Here is a 19,329-nt window from a genome sequence, read left to right on the forward strand (position 1 = left end):
AATTTCGCCATTTAAAAAGCTATTTTTCAACTCTTTAGATTGAAGTATTCGAAGATTTTGGCCGCACGAGAATCGCCTATTTGGGCGGCAACCGTATCGTAGGCTTGATTTTTCAGGTTCTCGAGGCTCTTAAATTCGCGCAAAAGCAATTGAATGGTCTTCTCCCCTATTCCGGGAATTTCTTCCAATTCTGATTTGATAAAACTTTTCGACCTTTTTTGCCGGTGAAAGGTAATTCCAAAACGATGGGCTTCGTCGCGGGCCTGCTGAATCACTTTTAAGGTTTCGGAATTTTTATCGAGGTAAAGCGGAACCGAGTCGCCCGGGAAAAAAATTTCTTCCAGTTTTTTTGCAATCCCGATGATCGAAATCTTTCCGCGCAAACCCAGTTTTTCGAGTGCATTTAAGGCGGCGCCCAATTGCCCTTTTCCACCGTCGATGATGATCAGCTGAGGTAAGGATTTTTCTTCTTCTATCAAACGTTTGTACCGGCGGTAAACAATTTCCTCCATCGATGCAAAATCATTCGGGCCCTCCACGGTTTTCACATTAAAGTGACGGTATTCTTTTTTTGCAGGCTTAGCCTGTTTAAAAACCACGCATGCCGCCACCGGATTTGTCCCCTGTAAATTGGAATTATCGAAACATTCGATTTGAACCGGCAATTCTTTCAACTGCAAATCTTTCTTTATGGTTTCGAGAATGCGATCGGTGTTTTGTTTCGGTTTCGACAAAACCTGTTGCTTTTCTTTTTCGAGCCTGAAATATTTGGCATTGCGCACCGAAAGGTCCATCAGTTTCTTTTTATCGCCCCGGACCGGAACTTTAAATTCGATACCGTTCAATGTTATCTTCGGTTTAAACGGCACCAGAATTTCTTTGGCGTTCGAATAAATTTTCTGTCGGATATCGGCTATCGAAAATTCAAGCAATTCTTCGGGCGATTCATCCAACACCTTTCTTAACTCGGTGGTATACGTTTGAACAATGGCCCCGTTAATCACTTTTAAGTAATTGACAAAAGCTGATTTTTCGACCACATCGATCCCAAAAACATCGACATCGGTGATGGTAGAACTGACAACGGTTGACCTGTTTTGAAACTTTTCGAGAATAATCAGTTTTTCCTTAATCTGTTCCGCCTCTTCAAAACGGTATTCTTCGGCCCTGCTTTTCATCATTTCGCGGAGGTATTTAATCACTCCCGAAATATTTCCCTTCAAAATATCTTTAATGTGATCGATGTACTGATGATACTCCTTTTCGGTTTGCAAACCTTCGCACGGACCCAGACAGTTCCCGATATGGTATTCGAGACAAACTTTGAATTTCCCCTGCCGTACATTTTCTTCCGAAAGATTGTATTTGCAATTCCTGAGCTTATACAAACGTTTGAACAAATCGAGCAAGGTGCGAACGGCGACCACCGAGGTATACGGACCAAAATAAGAAGAACCGTCGCGATAAACATTCCGGGTTTGAAACACGCGCGGAAAACGTTCGTTTTTGACAACAATCCAAGGGTAAGTTTTATCGTCTTTCAGACGAATATTATACCGGGGCTGGTATTTTTTGATCAGGTTATTTTCCAGTAAAAGGGCATCTTCTTCCGTTTCAACCACCATGTGTTTTATATCGGCAATATTCCGGACCAGCAAAGCTGTTTTCCGGCTGTCGTGGTTTTTGGTAAAGTAAGAAGATACCCGCTTCTTTAAACTTTTAGCTTTCCCAACGTAGATAATTTTTCCAGTATTATCGAAATACTGATAGATCCCCGGTTGGTCAGGAAGCACAGAAATCAGTTCTTTCAGTTGTTCAGCCCGATGATTCATACTGGAATATTTCAAACCAAAAGAAAGAAATTAGTATTCAACGATGGAATGTGTTTCGTAATTTGAAAGGATCTTTTTATTTCCGTTGTCAATAAATTTCAAATCACAAATAAAAGAAAAGTAAATCTTTTTCACATTTAATTGCTGAACAAGCTTCAACGCGGCCAAGGCGGTCCCTCCTGTTGCCAGTAAATCGTCGTGAATCAATACCACATCGTCTTTGTTTAATGCATCCAGGTGCATCTCAATGGTGTCGGTTCCGTATTCCAAATCGTACGATTCGCTGATGGTTTCTGCCGGCAATTTCCCTTTTTTCCGGGCCGGCACAAAACCTGCATTCAGGCAATAGGCCACCGCCCCGCCGACGATAAACCCCCTCGACTCCAATGAAACAATTTTAGTAATCTTCTTTTCTTTGAAGTTTTCACAAATCCGGTTCACCACTTCTCTGAATGCTGTCTCGTTTTTCAAAAGGGTTGTAATATCCTTAAAATTGATTCCCTTTTCCGGATAGTCCGGGATTTCGCGTATGATTTCCTTTAAATTCATATGTTTGTTTTATCAAAAACAGATTGCATAATTTTTTGTGATTTTAAGTGTTCCACGTGGAACACTATCTCCCGAGCATGATCAAAAGTACATTAATATCGGCCGGGCTTACTCCCGAAATACGACTCGCCTGCCCGATGGTTTTGGGCCTGATCCGGCTTAACTTCTGCCGGGCTTCCATCGAAATGGTATGAATGGCCTCGTAGTCGAAGCGGTTTTCGATATTCATATTTTCCAGTCGTTTAAACTTATCGGCCATCTGCTTTTCACGCTCGATGTAACCTGAATACTTAATCAGGATTTCGGCCGACTCCAGAATCTCATTAAAACGGTTTTCCGGTATCCTTTTCAGAAATTTATTAAAGGGAACAATTGGTTCCACCAAATCAAAAACAGACAACTGAGGTCGCGAAATTAGATCTTTCAGCTTTACCGCCTGCTTTAAAATCGAAGTGCCTTTCTCCTCCAAAATGGAATTGATGTACTGCGGTTTCACCGAGAAATCAGAAACAAAACCGATAATCTCATCCCGGTATTTCAACTTTTCTTCCAATAAGTCCATCCGCTCCTTTCTGGCCAAACCTAGCTCAAATCCTTTCGGAGTTAAACGCGCATCAGCATCGTCCTGCCGTAAAAGGATGCGGTACTCAGCCCGGGAAGTAAACATGCGGTAAGGTTCATCCACTCCCTTTGTCACCAAATCATCAATCAATACGCCCATGTAAGCTTCGTCGCGGCTCAATCGAAAATCGGGCAAACCAAAGGCCTTCTGATGGGCGTTAATCCCGGCCATCAGCCCCTGGGCAGCCGCTTCCTCGTAGCCGGTTGTCCCGTTAATCTGACCGGCAAAGAAAAGATTGCCAATCAACTTTGTTTCGAGCGTATGGTACAGCTGGGTAGGATCAAAATAATCGTACTCAATGGCATAACCAGGACGAAAAATCCGTGCATTCTCCAAACCAGGAATTAGCCGTAGGGCCTTATACTGGACATCCCAGGGAAGCGAAGAAGAAAATCCGTTCAAATAATACTCAATGGTTGTTTCACCCTCCGGTTCGAGGAACAACTGGTGCTGTGTTTTCTCGGAAAAAGTAACAATTTTTGACTCAATACTCGGACAGTATCTCGGACCTGTACCCAAAATAGTGCCATTGTACATCGGAGAATCATCAAAGCCTTCCTCCAGTAGTTTATGAACTTCTTCGTTGGTATAGGTAATCCAGCAACTGCGTTGTATTAAAGGAGATTTTTCATCCGGTAAATAAGAAAATTTATAGTGTCCTTCATCGCCTTTTTGTTCAACAAGGTTCGAAAAATCGATCGTTCTCCCGTCGATCCTCACCGGCGTACCTGTTTTCAAACGCCCTGTTACAAAGCCAGCTTCGGCCAACTGATCGCTGATAAAATAGGACGCAGACTCCCCGATCCTTCCGCCCTCCATTTGTGAACGTCCGATGTGCATCAAACCATTCAAAAAAGTACCGTTGGTCAATACCACCGTTTTCGATTTGAACTCGACGCCGATCTTCGTTTTAACTCCTTTCACCTCGCCGTCTTCAATCAGCAGGTGGACAACGGCATCCTGCCAAAGATCTAAATTACCGATCTTTTCCAGTTCATTCCTCCACATTTCGGAAAAACGCATCCGATCGCTTTGCGCACGCGGACTCCACATCGCCGGCCCTTTTGAACGGTTTAACATCCGAAACTGAATGGAAGTCCGGTCGGTAATGATACCGGTATAACCGCCCAAGGCGTCAATTTCGCGGACAATCTGTCCCTTGGCAATCCCCCCAATCGCCGGATTGCACGACATCTGGGCATACTTTCCCATATCCATGGTGATGAGTAATGTCTTCGATCCCAAATTTGCGGCCGCTGCGGCTGCTTCGCAACCGGCATGACCGCCTCCTACAACAATGACATCGTAATATGGTAACATCTCTTGAATTTTAAGCTACAAAATTAATAGAAAACCTTACATATGAAAAAGTTACCATTTAAACAGGTAATAATCTTCCTTCCGAGTCATCAATTCTCTCTCCTCCGGTAACTTGTCTTTATACCCGCATAAATGTAATACGCCGTGAATTATAATTCGATTTAACTCGTGTCCGAACTCAACCTGATACTGTTCTGAATTTTCAGCTACCCGGTCGACACTAATAAAAATATCACCTGAAATCAGTCGTTCATTTACATAATCAAAAGTGATAATGTCGGTGAAATAATCATGGTGCAGGTATTGTTTATTTATTTCCAGCAAGTACGAATCACTACAAAAAATGAAACTTAAATCGCCCGGAATTTTATCTTCTTCTTTGATTGTCGCCCGAATCCAGTCTTTAAGTTTCCTTTTCTCCAAATGAAGAGTCTTCACATCTTCACAATAAAAATTGATGCTCACGATTAAGTTTAAATTTTAATTGAACCAACGACCCGTTATTTTTGAAGTTAAGCTGATCGGCCAGATTACGGATAATAAACAAGCCTCTCCCACCCTCGTTCCTGATATTTTCCACCGCTGTAGGATCGGGCATTACGTGAAAATTAAAACCTTCCCCTTCATCTTCCACCTCTACAACTAAAAATTCATCGGCGAGCTCAGCGCGTATTCTCACCGTTTTTTCCTGATTTAATTTATTCCCGTGCAGAATCGCATTGTTCACCGATTCGCAGATACTTAAATTAATATAACCGGCAATCGAATCGGACACATGATAATGACGAAGTAATTCCCGGACAAATAAATCGACTTCCTTTAGATAAACAAAACTGGATGGTATGTTAAGCTCTCTATTCAAAATTAGTTTTTTAGTTGATTGATGTATTTTTTATATTTCTGATCATAATAATACCGCAATCTGTAATTGTCGTATCTAATCTCTTCCATCCTGTTATCGTCTTTCTGTTTATACTCAAAAAACTCCAGCGGGTTACTATAAAATAAATCGTCAGCAGTTTTCGATTCGCGCTCATCATCCAGTTCCCGTTCCATCTCCGCTTTTTCGGCTTTTAATAAGCGATCGAGAATCAAATTCTGCCGGTTGATCATCGAGTTGGTCACATTCTTATTAACCAAATCGCGTCTATTCTGTTCAATAAGATTTTCAACCTGTTTAAGTTGCTCTTTAGCAGAACTTCCCACCTCTGAGTCACTGAGCATCTCCCGAATCATCTGTTGAAGCATTTCGTGCTGCGCGAGCGATCTACCAATATTTTCATTCAATTTTCCATCGGCCCCGTTCTTCATCTGCTCAATCATCTTTTCCAATTGTTTTTTCAACGATTCCTGGGCATCCTTTAATTGGCTCATTCCACTTTTCCCCGAGCCCGGATTCTGACACTCCTGGTCGCCCGGCATCCCGTCGGCCATTTGCCTTTCCATGTTCTCAAGAACTTCGTTCAGAAACAAAGCCATTTCGTTGGCGGCAGTCAAAGCGTTCTGTTGAAACCGTTGCGCACTGCTCACCCTCCCCTCACTCAACTCCTCATTCACCTTCTCCATCGAAAAAGTCATTTTCATCAGTTCGCCGGTCACCTTTGAACTAATGGCCGGGGTGCGACCTGCAAGCGCATATAACGAATCCTTTACAACCTTACTTTGTTCAACCAGTTGTTCCTGCCTTAAGCGAACCCGGTTGATGATCGGATCACTCAAATTGAGTCCGAACGAACTGGTCAGAATTTGTTCCTGGTTCAACGACAAATATAAAAGGTTATTCAACAACTGCCGCAGATGATGAACATTTTCAGCCTGCTGCTGCTGCTGGTTATTTTCGGCCATCCGCCGGACCAAAAAAGCAAGATTTTCGAGCATTTTAGAATTCTCTTCCAAACTGCCTTTAGCCCGGTTAGTTCGTTTACCATTCAGATGATCCATTATTTCACCATATTGCCTGTAAATCTCCTCAAACTCAGGATCGAGAACAAACAAATTCATCGGCTTTTTAAGCGTCTGATTTAATTCAAACACCGCCTGCAATTCATCCCGAACCGATTTCAACAGCTCAAAATTACCGTTCTCTTTCGATAAAATATTCTGAAAATCTTTATTTCTATTCAACTCTTCACTGTTTTTTAACTCCTTTGCTGCCAAATCGTTCAAAACATCGGAAATCTGTTCCAGTTTTTGAATAATTTTCATCCGTTTCAGCAACTGTAAATTACGGTCCAACTGATCGGAAAGATCATCTAAAGGATATTTCGACTGATTTATAAGCTGATCTAATTTCTGCTGATCAAACTCACGGGCCAACTTATTAAACTCATCGAACAATTCTTTCAGCTCATCCGTCATGATCTCATCGAGCAACTGATCAATTTCCTGTTGTTGTTTAATCAGATCTGATTTTTCTTTCGAAAACGAATTCATCAGCCGGTTCATATCCGAATTTGTTCGTTTTAGCTGATCCAATTGTTTTTCAAGTTGATCTTTCTTATTCAAAATTTCCCGGATCAGTTGCTGCTTTTCCCAATCCGAAATATCTCCCACCGACTTAAATTTTAACTCTTCTATCGATCGCTTAAGCTCGTTGCTTAAATCAAAACTCTGCATCATCAAATTCTGCACGTCAGAAAACGACTGGCTATCGGCTGACAGTCGTTCATTAGCAGACGGAAAATTAAGCTGAAAAACGGCCGAATTTATTCCTTTAAAGGAGTGAAAGTAGTCGTTATCTTTCACTGTAAAATAATAGGATACCTTATCGGTAAATCCCGATAACTCATTAAAATTGAAGGTATAATAAAAATGTTGCTCGTTTAAATTCTTTAAAACAGGAAGCGAAATCAAACTGTCCGTCTTATTAAAATAAAGATTGAAAAACAAATCAGAAAATCCGTAATCGTCCGATATAGCTCCTTTAAAGTAGTACCTGAAGAAATCGAGCGAGTCGGCTAACTGAACCACATCTATCTGAGGATAAAGATCGGGTATCACATCAATTTTAAAGTGCAGATAATCTTTACTTTGAAAAAAAAGGTTAGCCAGCGAAACCGAATAGGGCACATTTCGCTTTGCCAGGTAATTAATTCTGAATCGACCGCCTTCATAATCACCATAAAGCATTTCATCATCCAATCTCACAGCGAGACTATCCGCATCCACCGTCTTAAAATTCCAGTGAATTGCCGTTCCGTATGGAACAGTTAAATCGCCGGTATTTTGAATAGTTTCTTCTTTATACCCAGTATAAGAAGGCGGAACAATATTAATTGAATACGCTATTACAGAGGGGTTTGGAAGAACTGTCAGCTGATATTTCCCCGACACATATACCAAATCAGTAAAATAAAAATCCAAGTCATTGTAAACCAACTCTAAAGGATACCTAAACAAACCTTCGTCCCCTTCCATTAAAAAATTATTTCCACCAATATTGATATACAAAACAGCAGGAACCTTTCTTCCCTCGCATTTGACTTTAATTTCAACCGAATCTCCTTTTCTGACACGCAGATCAGCATTTAATAACCGAAACGTAAAAGGACCCGGTTTTATAAATGCCTGATTAAAATGAACAATCCGGTAGCCCGCATTGGTATATAAACCCGGGAATAATGAAGAAAAAGAAAAAACAGCTAAAACTGTTACCACGAATACAAAACCAATCCATTTCAACTGTTTAAAATCAACAGCCTGCTTAAAATTAAACAGTTTAATCTGATCTATTTTCCGATCGATACTAGCCCAAACCAACGCGTTACCGCTTCCCCGCTCATCGGCCAATTCCAAAATATTGATCAGCTTATCCTCTATCGCTACAAAATGTTTACTGATGAGATCAGCCGATTGTTTATAAGACAAAGGTTTAAGCAAACCAAGCAGCTTACCTGCCGGAATCAAAATAAACCAAACAGTAATCACCGAAACAAACAGGAGGGAAATAAAAAAGAAAAAAGCACGTACATTCGTTGAAGCGTACTGAAAGTATTCGATCAGCGCCACAAAGCTGTAATAACAAAGAAACCAGACTAAAAAGCTGATTAAGCCTTTCAGAAAACGGTACAAATAAAACTTTCTTTTAAAAGTTTTCAGTTTATCAACAAGCTGTTCATAGTCTGCAGACATCTTTTCCTAAATTTCTTAAATACAGCTACAATATAAAACGTTTCATTGTTAATTATTCAAACAAAACTGTTCGTAGAATTTCTACAAAAAAGCGCTTTAAAATTTCCGGATCGGACAAATAATTTTAACGCAAATCATCCCGGTCCAAATCAAGAAAAATTAATGCGAAAGAACCAAACAAAAATAAACAGTAATCAGATAAACAACAGAGTTGAATAAACTAAAAACAAACGCTGTCAATAATTGTTAATTAAATTTGAAATTACCTTGATTTATAAAACGTAAGCCTGTTGATCGATCGTTCATAAAACTGAAAAACAAACAAGATTTCAAAATAGCAAGAATTCAAAAAAAAACTTTTCAAGCTTATCAACACCCTATCATTAAATACATATTTAATTTCATTTTAAAAGTATATAATAATACTTGATGATTTAAAGGTGCAGATGGGTTTCCTTTTTGTGAAAAATGGAATTAAATTTACACGCCAAGTTTGTGTCGTATGATGAATGAAAAGCTCTCCATACTGTTGGTTGAAGATAATGTGCTGAATCAGAGGATTGTTACATTCGGTTTGAAAAAATATAACCACGAGGTTAGTATTGCCAATAACGGTAAAGAAGCATTGGACATGTTCAAAAAAGGAAAGTTCGATGTGATTTTGATGGATATCATGATGCCGGTGATGGACGGTTTGGAGGCAACCTTAAAAATTCGCGAATACGAAAATTCGAATAATCATCCAGAACAAACACCGATTATTGCTATTACAGCGAATACGATGGACAATGACCGGGAAAAATGCCTGTCGTACGGCATGAATGAGTTTATGGCCAAGCCATTTGATGTTGAAAAACTCAAACAAATTTTCGAAGATCTCTCCATTTATTAAATAACTTACCGGTTTTCCGTTTACTCTTCCGGCTCCAATGTTGTTAACAATTCCTAACCGGAGGAAAAAATGAGAAAAAACTGTTACTTTCACTTTTTACCTAAAGAAATGAATGCAGTCTAAGTACATGCCTGTAATATGGTATGTGTATTTGTGTTCCTTTGTTTTTTACAGCTTTCGTAGTTTATGACCGAAAAAAACCAATTTAACCAAGATATAAGCGAATGAAAAAATCCATCCGTGTATCCATTACTGTTGTAACCCTGCTTTTATTGGGTGGAATCATTTTCTACCCGAAAATAAAACGCCTCTTTCAAACGAACGAAAAACAAAACGCGGCTGTTTCGCCAGCCCGCGGAGGAGGCGGTCAACAACTGTTTGCCAGTGGCTACATCATCGTTCCCACAAAAATGGACGAACTGATTTACAGTACCGGCTCGCTTATTCCCGATGAGGAAGTTGAATTATCATTTGAAACTTCGGGCAAAATAGTGGGCATCTATTTTTCGGAAGGAAGTCGGGTAAAAAAAGGCGACTTGTTGGCAAAAATGAACGATAAACCGCTTCAGGCTCAGCTTTTAAAGCTTCAGGCCCAGATAAAATTAACGAAGGAACGCGAATTTCGTCAGCGACAATTGCTCGACCGGGATGCCATCAGCCGCGAAAGTTACGACCAGGTATCGACTGAACTTCAGTCGCTGGAGGCGGATATTATGCTGATTGAAGCGCGCATTACCGAAACCGAGCTTCGCGCGCCTTTCGATGGCATTGTGGGCTTACGTATGATCAGCGAGGGAGCTTTTGCCACTCCGCAAACAAAAATAGTGCGCCTGGTAAAGGTAAGTCCTTTGAAAATTGAATTTTCGATTCCGGAGCGATATGCCGGCGAAGTAGAACCAGGCTTTCCGATCAGTTTTGTGTTGGATGGAACGCCTGAAGCATTTACAGCCAGGGTTTATGCGGTTGATCCTAAAGTAGATGTAGATACCCGTACCATCGTGGTGCGCGCTTTATATCCCAACCTGAATGAAGAGCTTAAGCCCGGACGCTTTGCCAGTGTACGCGCTCGTCTGTCGCAGATCGAACATGCCGTATCTATTCCCACCGAGGCCATTATTCCTGAAATGGAAGGTGAAAAGGTGTTCATCTACAAGAATGGGCGGGCCCAGGAGGTGAAAGTTACCATTGGATTGCGTACCGAATCGTACATACAGATACGCGACGGACTTCATTTTGGAGATACCTTACTTACTACGGCTATTCTTCAGCTCCGCCAAGGCCTTCCTGTTCAGCTTGATACGCTGATTACCAATGAACATTTAGTAAACACTACACGATGAGCTTATCCTCAGTCAGCATAAAACGTCCCGTATTGGCAACGGTGTTATCGCTGGTTATCCTGCTTTTTGGTATAATCGGAATGACCTACCTTGGTGTAAGAGAGTTCCCCAGTGTTGATCCGCCGATTATTTCGGTTGATACCTCTTATCCCGGAGCCAATTCCGATGTGATTGAAACACAGATTACCGAGCCGCTCGAACAATCGATCAACGGTATTCCGGGTATACGAACCCTTACCAGCCGCAGCAGCCAGGGCCGCAGCAGTATCACCGTCGAATTTGAGCTGTCGGTAGATATGGAAGCAGCTGCTAACGATGTGCGCGACAAGGTATCGCAGGCACAACGCCTCTTGCCGCGCGACTGCGATCCGCCAACCGTTTCGAAGGCTGATGCCGATGCAAACCCGATCATGATGATTGCCGTGAAAAGCCCCAAAAGATCGCTGCTTGAGCTATCGGAAATTGCAGATTTGACGTTTAAAGAGCAGTTGCAGACCATTTCGGGGGTGAGCGCGGTGATGATTTGGGGCGAAAAACGTTATGCCATGCGTATCTGGCTCGATCCGGCCAAGCTGGCCGGATACCAGATGACCCCGATTGATGTTAGTAATGCCATTCTTCGCGAAAATGTGGAACTACCTGCCGGGAGTATAGAAGGAACGACGACGGAACTGACGATTCGTGCCCTCGGTTTAATGACCAACCCCGAAGAGTTTAACAGCCTGATATTAAAACAAACAGGAAGTCAGGTGATTCGGGTTCGTGATATTGGGCGGGCTGAACTTGGCCCCGAAGATTTGCGTGGGATTATGAAAATGAACGGAATTCCAATGGTGGCAACCGTATTGGTTCCGCAACCGGGAGCAAATCACATCGATATTGTGGATGAAGTATACGAACGGCTGGAATACATGAAGAAAGACCTTCCGGATGATGTACAGATTGAAGTTGGTTTTGATAATACCCAATATATCCGGTCGTCGATAAAAGAGGTAAAAAGCACCATTTACCTGGCATTTTTTCTGGTAGTCATCATCATATTTATTTTTTTACGCGACTGGCGTACCACACTTATTCCCATCCTGGTCATTCCGGTTTCGCTGGTTGGTTCATTTTTCATCATGTACATGGCCGGTTTTACCATCAATGTACTCACCTTACTCGCCATCGTGTTATCGATTGGCCTGGTGGTCGACGATGCCATTGTGATGATGGAGAACATTTATGTGAAAATAGAAAAAGGGATGAGCCCGCTCGAAGCAGGCTTAAAAGGCTCGAATGAAATCTTCTTTGCCATCATATCGACCACCATCACCTTGATTGCTGTTTTTTTCCCGATTGTTTTTTTGGAAGGAATGACGGGACGTTTGTTTCGCGAATTCAGTATCGTGATTGCCGGAGCGGTAGCCATTTCGTCGTTCGTGGCGCTTACCCTGACCCCGATGCTGTCAACAAAGTTTTTGAAAACGAGGCACAAACGAAGTCGGGCTTACAATTTTACCAAAAAGTTTTTTATTGCCCTAAACAATGCCTATCAGCGATCGCTGAGTTCGCTTTTAAACCGGAGGTACCTCTCCCTGATGATCTTATTTCTGTCTTTGGCGCTGATATTCATCTTGTGGAAAAATATTCCGGCAGAGATGGCTCCGCTTGAAGACCGCTCGCAAATGAGTGTGAGCATGACTTATCCCGAAGGATCGACCTACGAATATAAACTGTCGTATATCGAGGAAGTAGCTGAAGTGGTTAACCGGTTTATTCCCGAGCGGGATAAGGTAACTACCATGATCAGGGGCGGTGGCGGTTTTGTTCGGGTAGTCCTCACAGATCCTTCGGAACGGGAACGTTCGCAGCAGGATATTGCCAACCAGCTGACCGCTGAACTTCGCAAAAAAACCCGGGCACGGGCCAATGTGATCCAGCAATCCACCTTTGGAGGACGACGCGCAGGCCTTCCGGTTCAATACGTGCTTCAGGCTCCCAACATCGATAAGTTGCGCGAGGTATTGCCGGCTTTTATGGCCGAGGTGAACGATAATCCCACCTTTGTTATGGCCGATGTGAACCTGAAATTTACCAAACCCGAGCTGCAGATTGTCATCAACCGCGATAAGGCTAATTTATTGGGCGTATCCACGCAAAATATCGGGCAAACACTGCAATTGGCTCTTAGCGGACAACGCTTTGGCTACTTCATTATGAACGGAAAACAGTACCAGATTTTGGGAGAGCTGGCCCGCGAAGACCGCAATAAACCGCTCGATCTGAAGTCGCTGTATGTCAGAAACAACTCGGGTCAGATGGTACAACTGGATAATTTTGTGACCTTGCAGGAATCTACTGCGCCGCCGCAACTATTCCGTTACAACCGTTTTGTGGCCGCAACGGTTTCGGCCGGCCTTGCCGAACGGAAAACAATCAGCCAGGGACTGGAAGAAATGGATCAGATTGCAGATAAAGTGCTTGATGATAGTTTCCGTACGGCCCTTGCCGGCGACTCGAAAGATTTCATGGAGAGTTCATCGAGCCTGATGTTTGCGTTCCTGCTTGCCATTGTGTTGATATTCCTTGTTCTTTCGGCTCAGTTCGAAAGCTTTAAAGACCCGGTTATCGTGATGATAACCGTTCCGTTTGCCCTTACGGGAGCCATGTTTTTCATGTGGTATTTCGATATTACCATGAATATTTTCAGCCAGATCGGAATCATTATGCTGGTCGGGTTGGTTTCGAAAAACGGAATCTTGATTGTTGAATTTGCCAACCAGCGGAAAAACGACGGACAAAGTAAACGCGAAGCTATCCAATATGCGGCATCGGCTCGTTTCCGCCCCATTCTGATGACCAGTTTATCCACAATTTTGGGTATCCTTCCCCTGGCGCTGGGTTGGGGCGAAGGTGCGCAAAGCCGTGTCGCCATGGGGGTAGCAGTGGTTGGAGGAATGAGTCTTTCCACCTTGTTGACCCTTTATGTGGTTCCATCGATTTATCTGATTATTTCAAGCGAAACAAAAAATACCGACCATGAAACAAACCAGTCAGACGGCCAGTAAATTCAATCCGATCATTCGCCGGTTCGTTTTGTTTTTTTTCATTTTATTTATTCTTAAACCAGCTCAGTCGCAGGAATTGTTTGATTTGAACAAGTGCATCAGTATTGGTTTGGAACGTAATTTTTCCATCCTGGTTGCCCGCAACCGCGAAGAGATAGCAGCCAATAATTACAGCCTGGGAAATGCCGGCCACCTCCCTACCCTGAGCATGACAAACCGTTACAGCGGAACGGTGAATCAGATCACGCAGAACTATACGGATGGCGAGAAAAGCACATCGTCGGGTGTGCATAACACAAGTGGAACCGCGGGCGTTAATCTGAACTGGACGATTTTCCAGGGATTTAACGCGCGGACAAGTTATCTGAAACTTAATGAACTGCAACAATTGGGAGAACTTGGAACCCAAACAGAGGTCGAAAGTTTGGTCAGCCAAATCGTTTCGGAATATTATTTCTATGTGCAACAACAACGGCTTTATCATAACCTGGCTTATGCTGTTTCCCTGTCGCGCGAACGGGTGCGTATAGACGAAGAACGCTATTTACTGGGCTCTTCTTCCAAGTTGGAACTCCTGCAGTCGATTGTATACCTGAATGCCGACAGTTCCCGTTACGCCCGGCAAAAGGAAGTGTTGCGCGCCTCTCAGGTGAGGATTAACGAGTTGATGGCTGCCGAGGATCCCGGAAGAAATATTCAGTTGAAAGACTCGGTGATCCATATCGATGAAACACTATTGTATGACCGCTTGCTCGACTTAACGCTGAACTACAATACCAGCCTGCAAATTGCATCAAAAAACCGGGTTATTTCCGAATTGGATTACAAGCTGATTGCATCGCGGGCTTATCCGTACCTTAATTTTTCGTCGGGTTACGCTTTGGCTTATAACACCTACGAGGCCAGCTCGTTAAGTAACCAGCGGACGCATGGTATGAATTACGGTCTCACCCTGGGGATGGATCTCTTTGACGGCTATAACCGCCGGCGCGAAAAAACCAACGCTACGCTTGAAATTGAAAACAAAAAATACCAGTATCAGGAAATTGAACAGCAAATCAGAGCCGACCTGATCACGATTTATTATGCATACGAGAATAACCTGCAACTGCTCAGACTGGAAGAACAAAACCTGAGTGTGGCCCGCGAAAACCTGGAAATAGCGCTCGAACGGTACAAACTCGGAAACCTGTCGGGGCTGGAACTTCGCGAAGTGCAAAAAAGCCTTCTTGATGCGGAAGAACGCCTGATTTCGGTGCAGTACCAGACCAAACTGGCCGAGATATCGCTGCAGCAGATTTCGGGCCGCATTATGAATTACCTGTAGCGGGGCCGGCAAATTATATTTTTCAAGCTTTGCAAATAAAACTATCTTTGTTTTTTCAAGCTTAAGAGTAGTTTTATGACTGATCGTTTGGATCCGCACCATCAATCATTTTCAGAGAAGGAAAACGAATTTGACAAGCAGCTGAGGCCTTTATCCTTTGGTGATTTTAAGGGACAGGCCCAGATTGTTGAAAACCTGAAAGTCTTCGTTCAGGCTGCCCGTATGCGGGGAGAGGCCCTGGATCATGCTTTGCTTTTTGGTCCTCCCGGACTCGGAAAAACCACGCTGTCGAATATCATTGCCAACGAACTGGGTGTGAGTTTGAAGTTAACTTCGGGTCCGGTGCTGGATAAACCGGGCGACTTGGCCGGCTTACTGACCAACCTCGAAGAGCGCGATGTTCTGTTTATAGATGAAATTCACCGCTTAAGCCCCATTGTCGAAGAATACCTCTATTCGGCCATGGAAGATTATAAAATCGATATCATGATCGATAAAGGGCCAAGCGCCCGCTCAATCCAGTTGGAATTAAATCCGTTTACGCTGATTGGCGCCACCACCCGTTCGGGATTGCTGACCAGCCCGCTCCGCGCCCGTTTTGGGATTAAAGCCCATTTTGAATACTACGACCTGAAGGTACTAACAGGCATCGTACAACGCTCGGCCCAAATTCTGAATGTGGAAATCGATGAACGTTCGGCTGTTGAGATTGCTTCGCGCAGCCGCGGAACTCCCCGTATTGTAAATGCTTTGTTACGCCGTGTCCGCGACTTTGCCCAGGTGAAGGGAAACGGTAAAATTGATCTGGAGATTACCCGCTATTCGCTTGAAGCGCTGAATATTGACAAACACGGGCTCGATGAAATGGATAATAAAATTCTGCGGACGATTATCGATAAATTTAAGGGAGGCCCGGTCGGATTGAGTACTGTGGCCACGGCTGTCAGCGAAGACAGCGGGACCATTGAAGAAGTATATGAACCTTTCCTGATCAAGGAAGGCTTTATCAAAAGAACCCCGCGTGGCCGCGAAGCGACCGACCTGGCATACAAACACCTCGGAATTGTCAGGTTTAACGAGAACCCGGGTTTGTTTTAACCAGCTTTACCTCGAATAATTTCGGCCAGAGTTTTCCGGTCACATACATTTTTCCGTTCCGGCGGTCAATGGCAATGCCATTCAGCACGTCAATCCGGTTATCCGGGTTGTACATGAATGATAAAAGTCCTTCAAAATTAATTTTGGCGATCACTTTACCGGTTTCCGCGTCAATTTTTACAGCATAATTGGTTGTCCAGATGTTGGCGTAAATGTAGCCGTCGTAGTATTCCAGTTCGTTTAAATATTTTACCGGACCTTTGTTGTCGTAAACAGGTAGTTTCTTTTCAAGCTGCATGGTTTCCGGGTGAATGAAATGAAGAAATTCGGAACCATCGGTTTTAATCAGGTATTTGCCGTCGTTGGTCAGCCCCCAGCCTTCGGGCGTATCGTAGCTAAAACTGTCGATCCAGGCAAAGGTGTTCAGCTCGTAAATAAATCCTGTTTTTTCTTTGTAGGTGAGCTGATAGAGTTTGTTGTTCAGGATGGTAATTCCTTCACCGAAATACTTGTCTTCCAGTTTGGCCGACTTTAAAATCTGTCCGGTTTGCAGATCGAATTGATAGATCCCGGATTTTTCGTATTCGCCGGTTCCTTCGTAAAAATTACCCTGATGAATTTCAAATCCCTGCGTAAAATGTTCGGTGTTATGCGGGTAGGTGTTTACAATTTCGTAGTTTAAAATTTCCGGTTCAATATCCGATAACACCTCGTAAGTCAAAAAGTTAACCCCTTCTACCCCATCGGTTTTTGTTGCAACCACCTTCAGCTGGTGTTTGCCGGGCGAATTTAACGTTCCGGCCGGATGAGAAAAATTCAACTCATCCGATGTTTTAACAAGTTCATTGTCCAGGTATAATTTGGCATTGTCCAGCGAACCTTCCTTTAACTTGATCTGGATGTCGAACCGGATGGAATCGCCCGTGTACAGGTTTTTCTTTTTTGGAAGAATTGAAATTTGTGATACCGGTTTGCGCGATTTTTTTGGCGGGTTATTACAGGCCGACGCGCTGAAGAACAGTAAAAGGATGATAAGAATACCAATGTTCCTGAGGTTCATGCTAAAAGGCTTAAATTTTGCCGTAAAAATAAGTAAAACTTAAAATACTGTTGTATTTTGCTTCGTTTTTAAAGGTGTGATCTGGGTGAATAGCTATCTTTGCTTAAAAAATTTCCCGTTTTGAACTCATTTAAAAAGCTTGTCGGCGAAACTGCCGTTTACGGCGTCAGCAGCATTGCCGGACGTTTTATCAACTGGTGGCTTGTACCCTACTATTCCCATATTTTTCTGACGGCCGAATATGGCGTGGTAACCAACCTGTATTCGTACATGGCTTTTTTGCTGGTTATTTTAACCTACGGAATGGAAACAGGTTATTTCCGTTACGCATCGGGCAAGGCGGATAAAGACCTGGTGTATTCCAGTTCGCTGATTTCGCTTTTTGTTACTTCGCTTAGTTTTTTACTGGTGGCATACAGTTTTTCCGATGTAATTTCGGGCTGGATGGATTATGAAAACCACCCGGAATACATCCGCTGGATTGCACTGATCATGGCTTTCGATGCCTTTACCTCCATTCCTTTCGCCCGGCTTCGGATTGAATCGAAAGCCATCAAATTTGCCGTTTTAAAGCTGATCAACATCTTCGCAAATATCTTTTTCAATATCTTCTTTTTAAGCATCTGTCCTGCCCTGCTGAAGGCCAACCCGGATCATATCGTCGGGCTGATTTATTCAGATCAGATTGGCGTGGGTTATGTCTTTATTTCGAACCTGATTGCTTCGGGGATAACCTTTGTCATGCTTTTGCCCGAACTTTGGGTGAAACTGCGCTTTGACGGCCGCTTGCTGAAAGAAATGGTTTGGTACTCTTTTCCGATCCTGGTGGTGGGTATAGCCGGAATGGTCAACCAGAATATCGATAAAATTTTAATTCCGGAATTGATTCCCGCCGACCAGGGGCCCATGGACCAACTGGGGATTTACGGAGCCAATTACAAGCTGGCTGTCTTGATGAATATGTTTATCCAGGCCTTCCGCTATGCCTTTGAACCCTTCTTTTTTTCGCAGGTAAAGTCAGAAAACAATAAACGCGGTTATGCCATCATCCTGAAGTACTTTGTGATTTTCGGACTGGTTATATTCCTGGGGATCAGTTTGTTCCTCGATTTGTTTAAAACCTTGAATATCATTGATGAAGCTTATTACTCCGGCCTGAAAGTCGTCCCCATTATCCTGATGGCCAACCTGTTCCTGGGCATTTATTACACCATTTCGCTTTGGTATAAACTGACCGATAAAACCCGTTTTGGAGCCTATTTCTCTCTGGTTGGCGCGGCCATCAGTCTGGCAATCAACATTATTTTTATCCCGGTTTATGGTTATATGGCATCGGCGGTTGCGGTGTTGATTTGCTTTATGGTTGAAACGGTTTTATGCTATATCTACGGACAAAAACATTTTCCGGTCGACTATCCCATCAAACGGATCTCCTTCTATTTTATTCTGGCCCTGGGCTTGTATTTTCTGGCGCTGCTCCTGCCTTTGGAGTCGTCGCGGGGATCGTACCTGCTGAACGCTGTGTTGCTTTTCGTTTTTCTGTTGACCGTTTACCTGCTGGAAAATAAAGAATTCAGAAAGTTTCTTCATTAAAATCAAATAAATACATTTAAGTATTATTTTTGTCCTGAAACAGGCGTACAAACTGATTTGGCCACTTATAAATTAATTGTTATGAAGATTGCATTGGCTTCCGATCATGCCGGCTTCGAACGAAAGCAGGTTGTGTTGAAATATCTGGGTGACGAAGGAATTGAAACGAAAGATTTCGGCGCGTATTCATCTGAAAGTTCTGATTATCCCGATTTTGCCCATCCCATGGCAGACGCGGTTGAAAAGGGCGAGTTTGATTTTGGTATTTCGCTGTGCGGCAGCGGAAACGGGATTAACATCGTGGCCAACAAACATCAGCAAATACGTTCGGCCATTTGCTGGAAACCGGAGATTGCCGCCTTGGCCCGCTTGCACAACGATGCCAATATTTGTGCTCTTCCGGCCCGTTTTATTACCGACGATGAGGCGATCATGATCGTGAAAACATTCATCAAAACAGAATTTGAAGGCGGCCGGCACTCTCGGAGGATCAATAAAATTCCAATTAAGTAGAT

General features: G+C 43.2%; 14 protein-coding genes. 7 read left to right on the forward strand and 7 right to left on the reverse strand.

Annotated features, from left to right (window positions below):
• Positions 1 to 26 precede the first annotated feature (26 nt).
• The 6 genes from uvrC to AC6H3C_RS00320 all read right to left on the reverse strand — a co-directional run bounded on the left by uvrC (position 27) and on the right by AC6H3C_RS00320 (position 8,454).
• Positions 27 to 1,832: an excinuclease ABC subunit UvrC gene (gene uvrC, locus AC6H3C_RS00295; protein WP_497518495.1), complete on the reverse strand. Its 1,806-nt coding sequence runs from the start codon at positions 1,830 to 1,832 to the stop codon at positions 27 to 29.
• Between the two features lie 30 nt (positions 1,833 to 1,862).
• Positions 1,863 to 2,381 carry an adenine phosphoribosyltransferase gene (locus AC6H3C_RS00300; protein ID WP_497518496.1) on the reverse strand — a complete coding sequence of 173 codons (519 nt, stop codon included), beginning with the start codon at positions 2,379 to 2,381 and terminating at the stop codon, positions 1,863 to 1,865.
• A 64-nt stretch (positions 2,382 to 2,445) separates the two neighbouring features.
• On the reverse strand, positions 2,446 to 4,323 hold the full coding sequence (gene mnmG, locus AC6H3C_RS00305; RefSeq protein WP_497518497.1) for a tRNA uridine-5-carboxymethylaminomethyl(34) synthesis enzyme MnmG: 1,878 nt from the start codon (positions 4,321 to 4,323) through the stop codon (positions 2,446 to 2,448).
• A 51-nt stretch (positions 4,324 to 4,374) separates the two neighbouring features.
• Complete coding sequence (gene ybeY, locus AC6H3C_RS00310) at positions 4,375 to 4,788, reverse strand: rRNA maturation RNase YbeY (RefSeq protein WP_497518498.1); 414 nt, start codon at positions 4,786 to 4,788, stop codon at positions 4,375 to 4,377.
• Positions 4,766 to 5,185: an ATP-binding protein gene (locus AC6H3C_RS00315; protein ID WP_497518499.1), complete on the reverse strand. Its 420-nt coding sequence runs from the start codon at positions 5,183 to 5,185 to the stop codon at positions 4,766 to 4,768. The genes ybeY and AC6H3C_RS00315 overlap by 23 nt, the downstream gene beginning before the upstream one ends.
• 2 nt (positions 5,186 to 5,187) lie before the next feature.
• Entirely contained in the window at positions 5,188 to 8,454 is a 3,267-nt protein-coding gene (locus AC6H3C_RS00320) for a hypothetical protein (RefSeq protein WP_497518500.1), read from the reverse strand.
• Between the two features lie 502 nt (positions 8,455 to 8,956).
• On the opposite strand from AC6H3C_RS00320, the gene AC6H3C_RS00325 reads away from it, so the two are divergent.
• From AC6H3C_RS00325 to ruvB, 5 genes are all read left to right on the forward strand, one after another.
• Positions 8,957 to 9,346, forward strand: a complete 390-nt coding sequence (locus tag AC6H3C_RS00325) for a response regulator (protein ID WP_497518501.1) — start codon at positions 8,957 to 8,959, stop codon at positions 9,344 to 9,346.
• A gap of 224 nt (positions 9,347 to 9,570) precedes the next feature.
• A complete protein-coding gene (locus AC6H3C_RS00330; protein ID WP_497518503.1) occupies positions 9,571 to 10,686 on the forward strand; it encodes an efflux RND transporter periplasmic adaptor subunit in 1,116 nt (371 codons plus the stop codon).
• On the forward strand, positions 10,683 to 13,736 hold the full coding sequence (locus tag AC6H3C_RS00335) for an efflux RND transporter permease subunit (RefSeq protein ID WP_497518505.1): 3,054 nt from the start codon (positions 10,683 to 10,685) through the stop codon (positions 13,734 to 13,736). Before AC6H3C_RS00330 ends, AC6H3C_RS00335 begins: the two co-directional genes overlap by 4 nt.
• Positions 13,708 to 15,063: a TolC family protein gene (locus AC6H3C_RS00340; RefSeq protein WP_497518506.1), complete on the forward strand. Its 1,356-nt coding sequence runs from the start codon at positions 13,708 to 13,710 to the stop codon at positions 15,061 to 15,063. Before AC6H3C_RS00335 ends, AC6H3C_RS00340 begins: the two co-directional genes overlap by 29 nt.
• 75 nt (positions 15,064 to 15,138) lie before the next feature.
• The gene (gene ruvB / locus AC6H3C_RS00345) at positions 15,139 to 16,161 is read left to right on the forward strand and encodes a Holliday junction branch migration DNA helicase RuvB (protein ID WP_497518507.1); all 1,023 of its coding nucleotides are present in this window, start codon (positions 15,139 to 15,141) and stop codon (positions 16,159 to 16,161) included.
• Here ruvB and AC6H3C_RS00350 read toward each other — a convergent pair.
• Entirely contained in the window at positions 16,136 to 17,221 is a 1,086-nt protein-coding gene (locus tag AC6H3C_RS00350) for a glutaminyl-peptide cyclotransferase (RefSeq protein ID WP_497518508.1), read from the reverse strand. The two genes, ruvB and AC6H3C_RS00350, sit on opposite strands and share 26 nt — an antisense overlap.
• Positions 17,222 to 17,341: 120 nt before the next feature.
• On the opposite strand from AC6H3C_RS00350, the gene AC6H3C_RS00355 reads away from it, so the two are divergent.
• Positions 17,342 to 18,814 carry a lipopolysaccharide biosynthesis protein gene (locus tag AC6H3C_RS00355; protein WP_497518509.1) on the forward strand — a complete coding sequence of 491 codons (1,473 nt, stop codon included), beginning with the start codon at positions 17,342 to 17,344 and terminating at the stop codon, positions 18,812 to 18,814.
• Between the two features lie 81 nt (positions 18,815 to 18,895).
• On the forward strand, positions 18,896 to 19,327 hold the full coding sequence (rpiB, locus tag AC6H3C_RS00360) for a ribose 5-phosphate isomerase B (protein ID WP_423129851.1): 432 nt from the start codon (positions 18,896 to 18,898) through the stop codon (positions 19,325 to 19,327).
• The last annotated feature ends 2 nt before the right edge of the window (positions 19,328 to 19,329 follow it).

It is taken from the genome of Gaoshiqia sp. US2 (assembly GCF_059705485.1).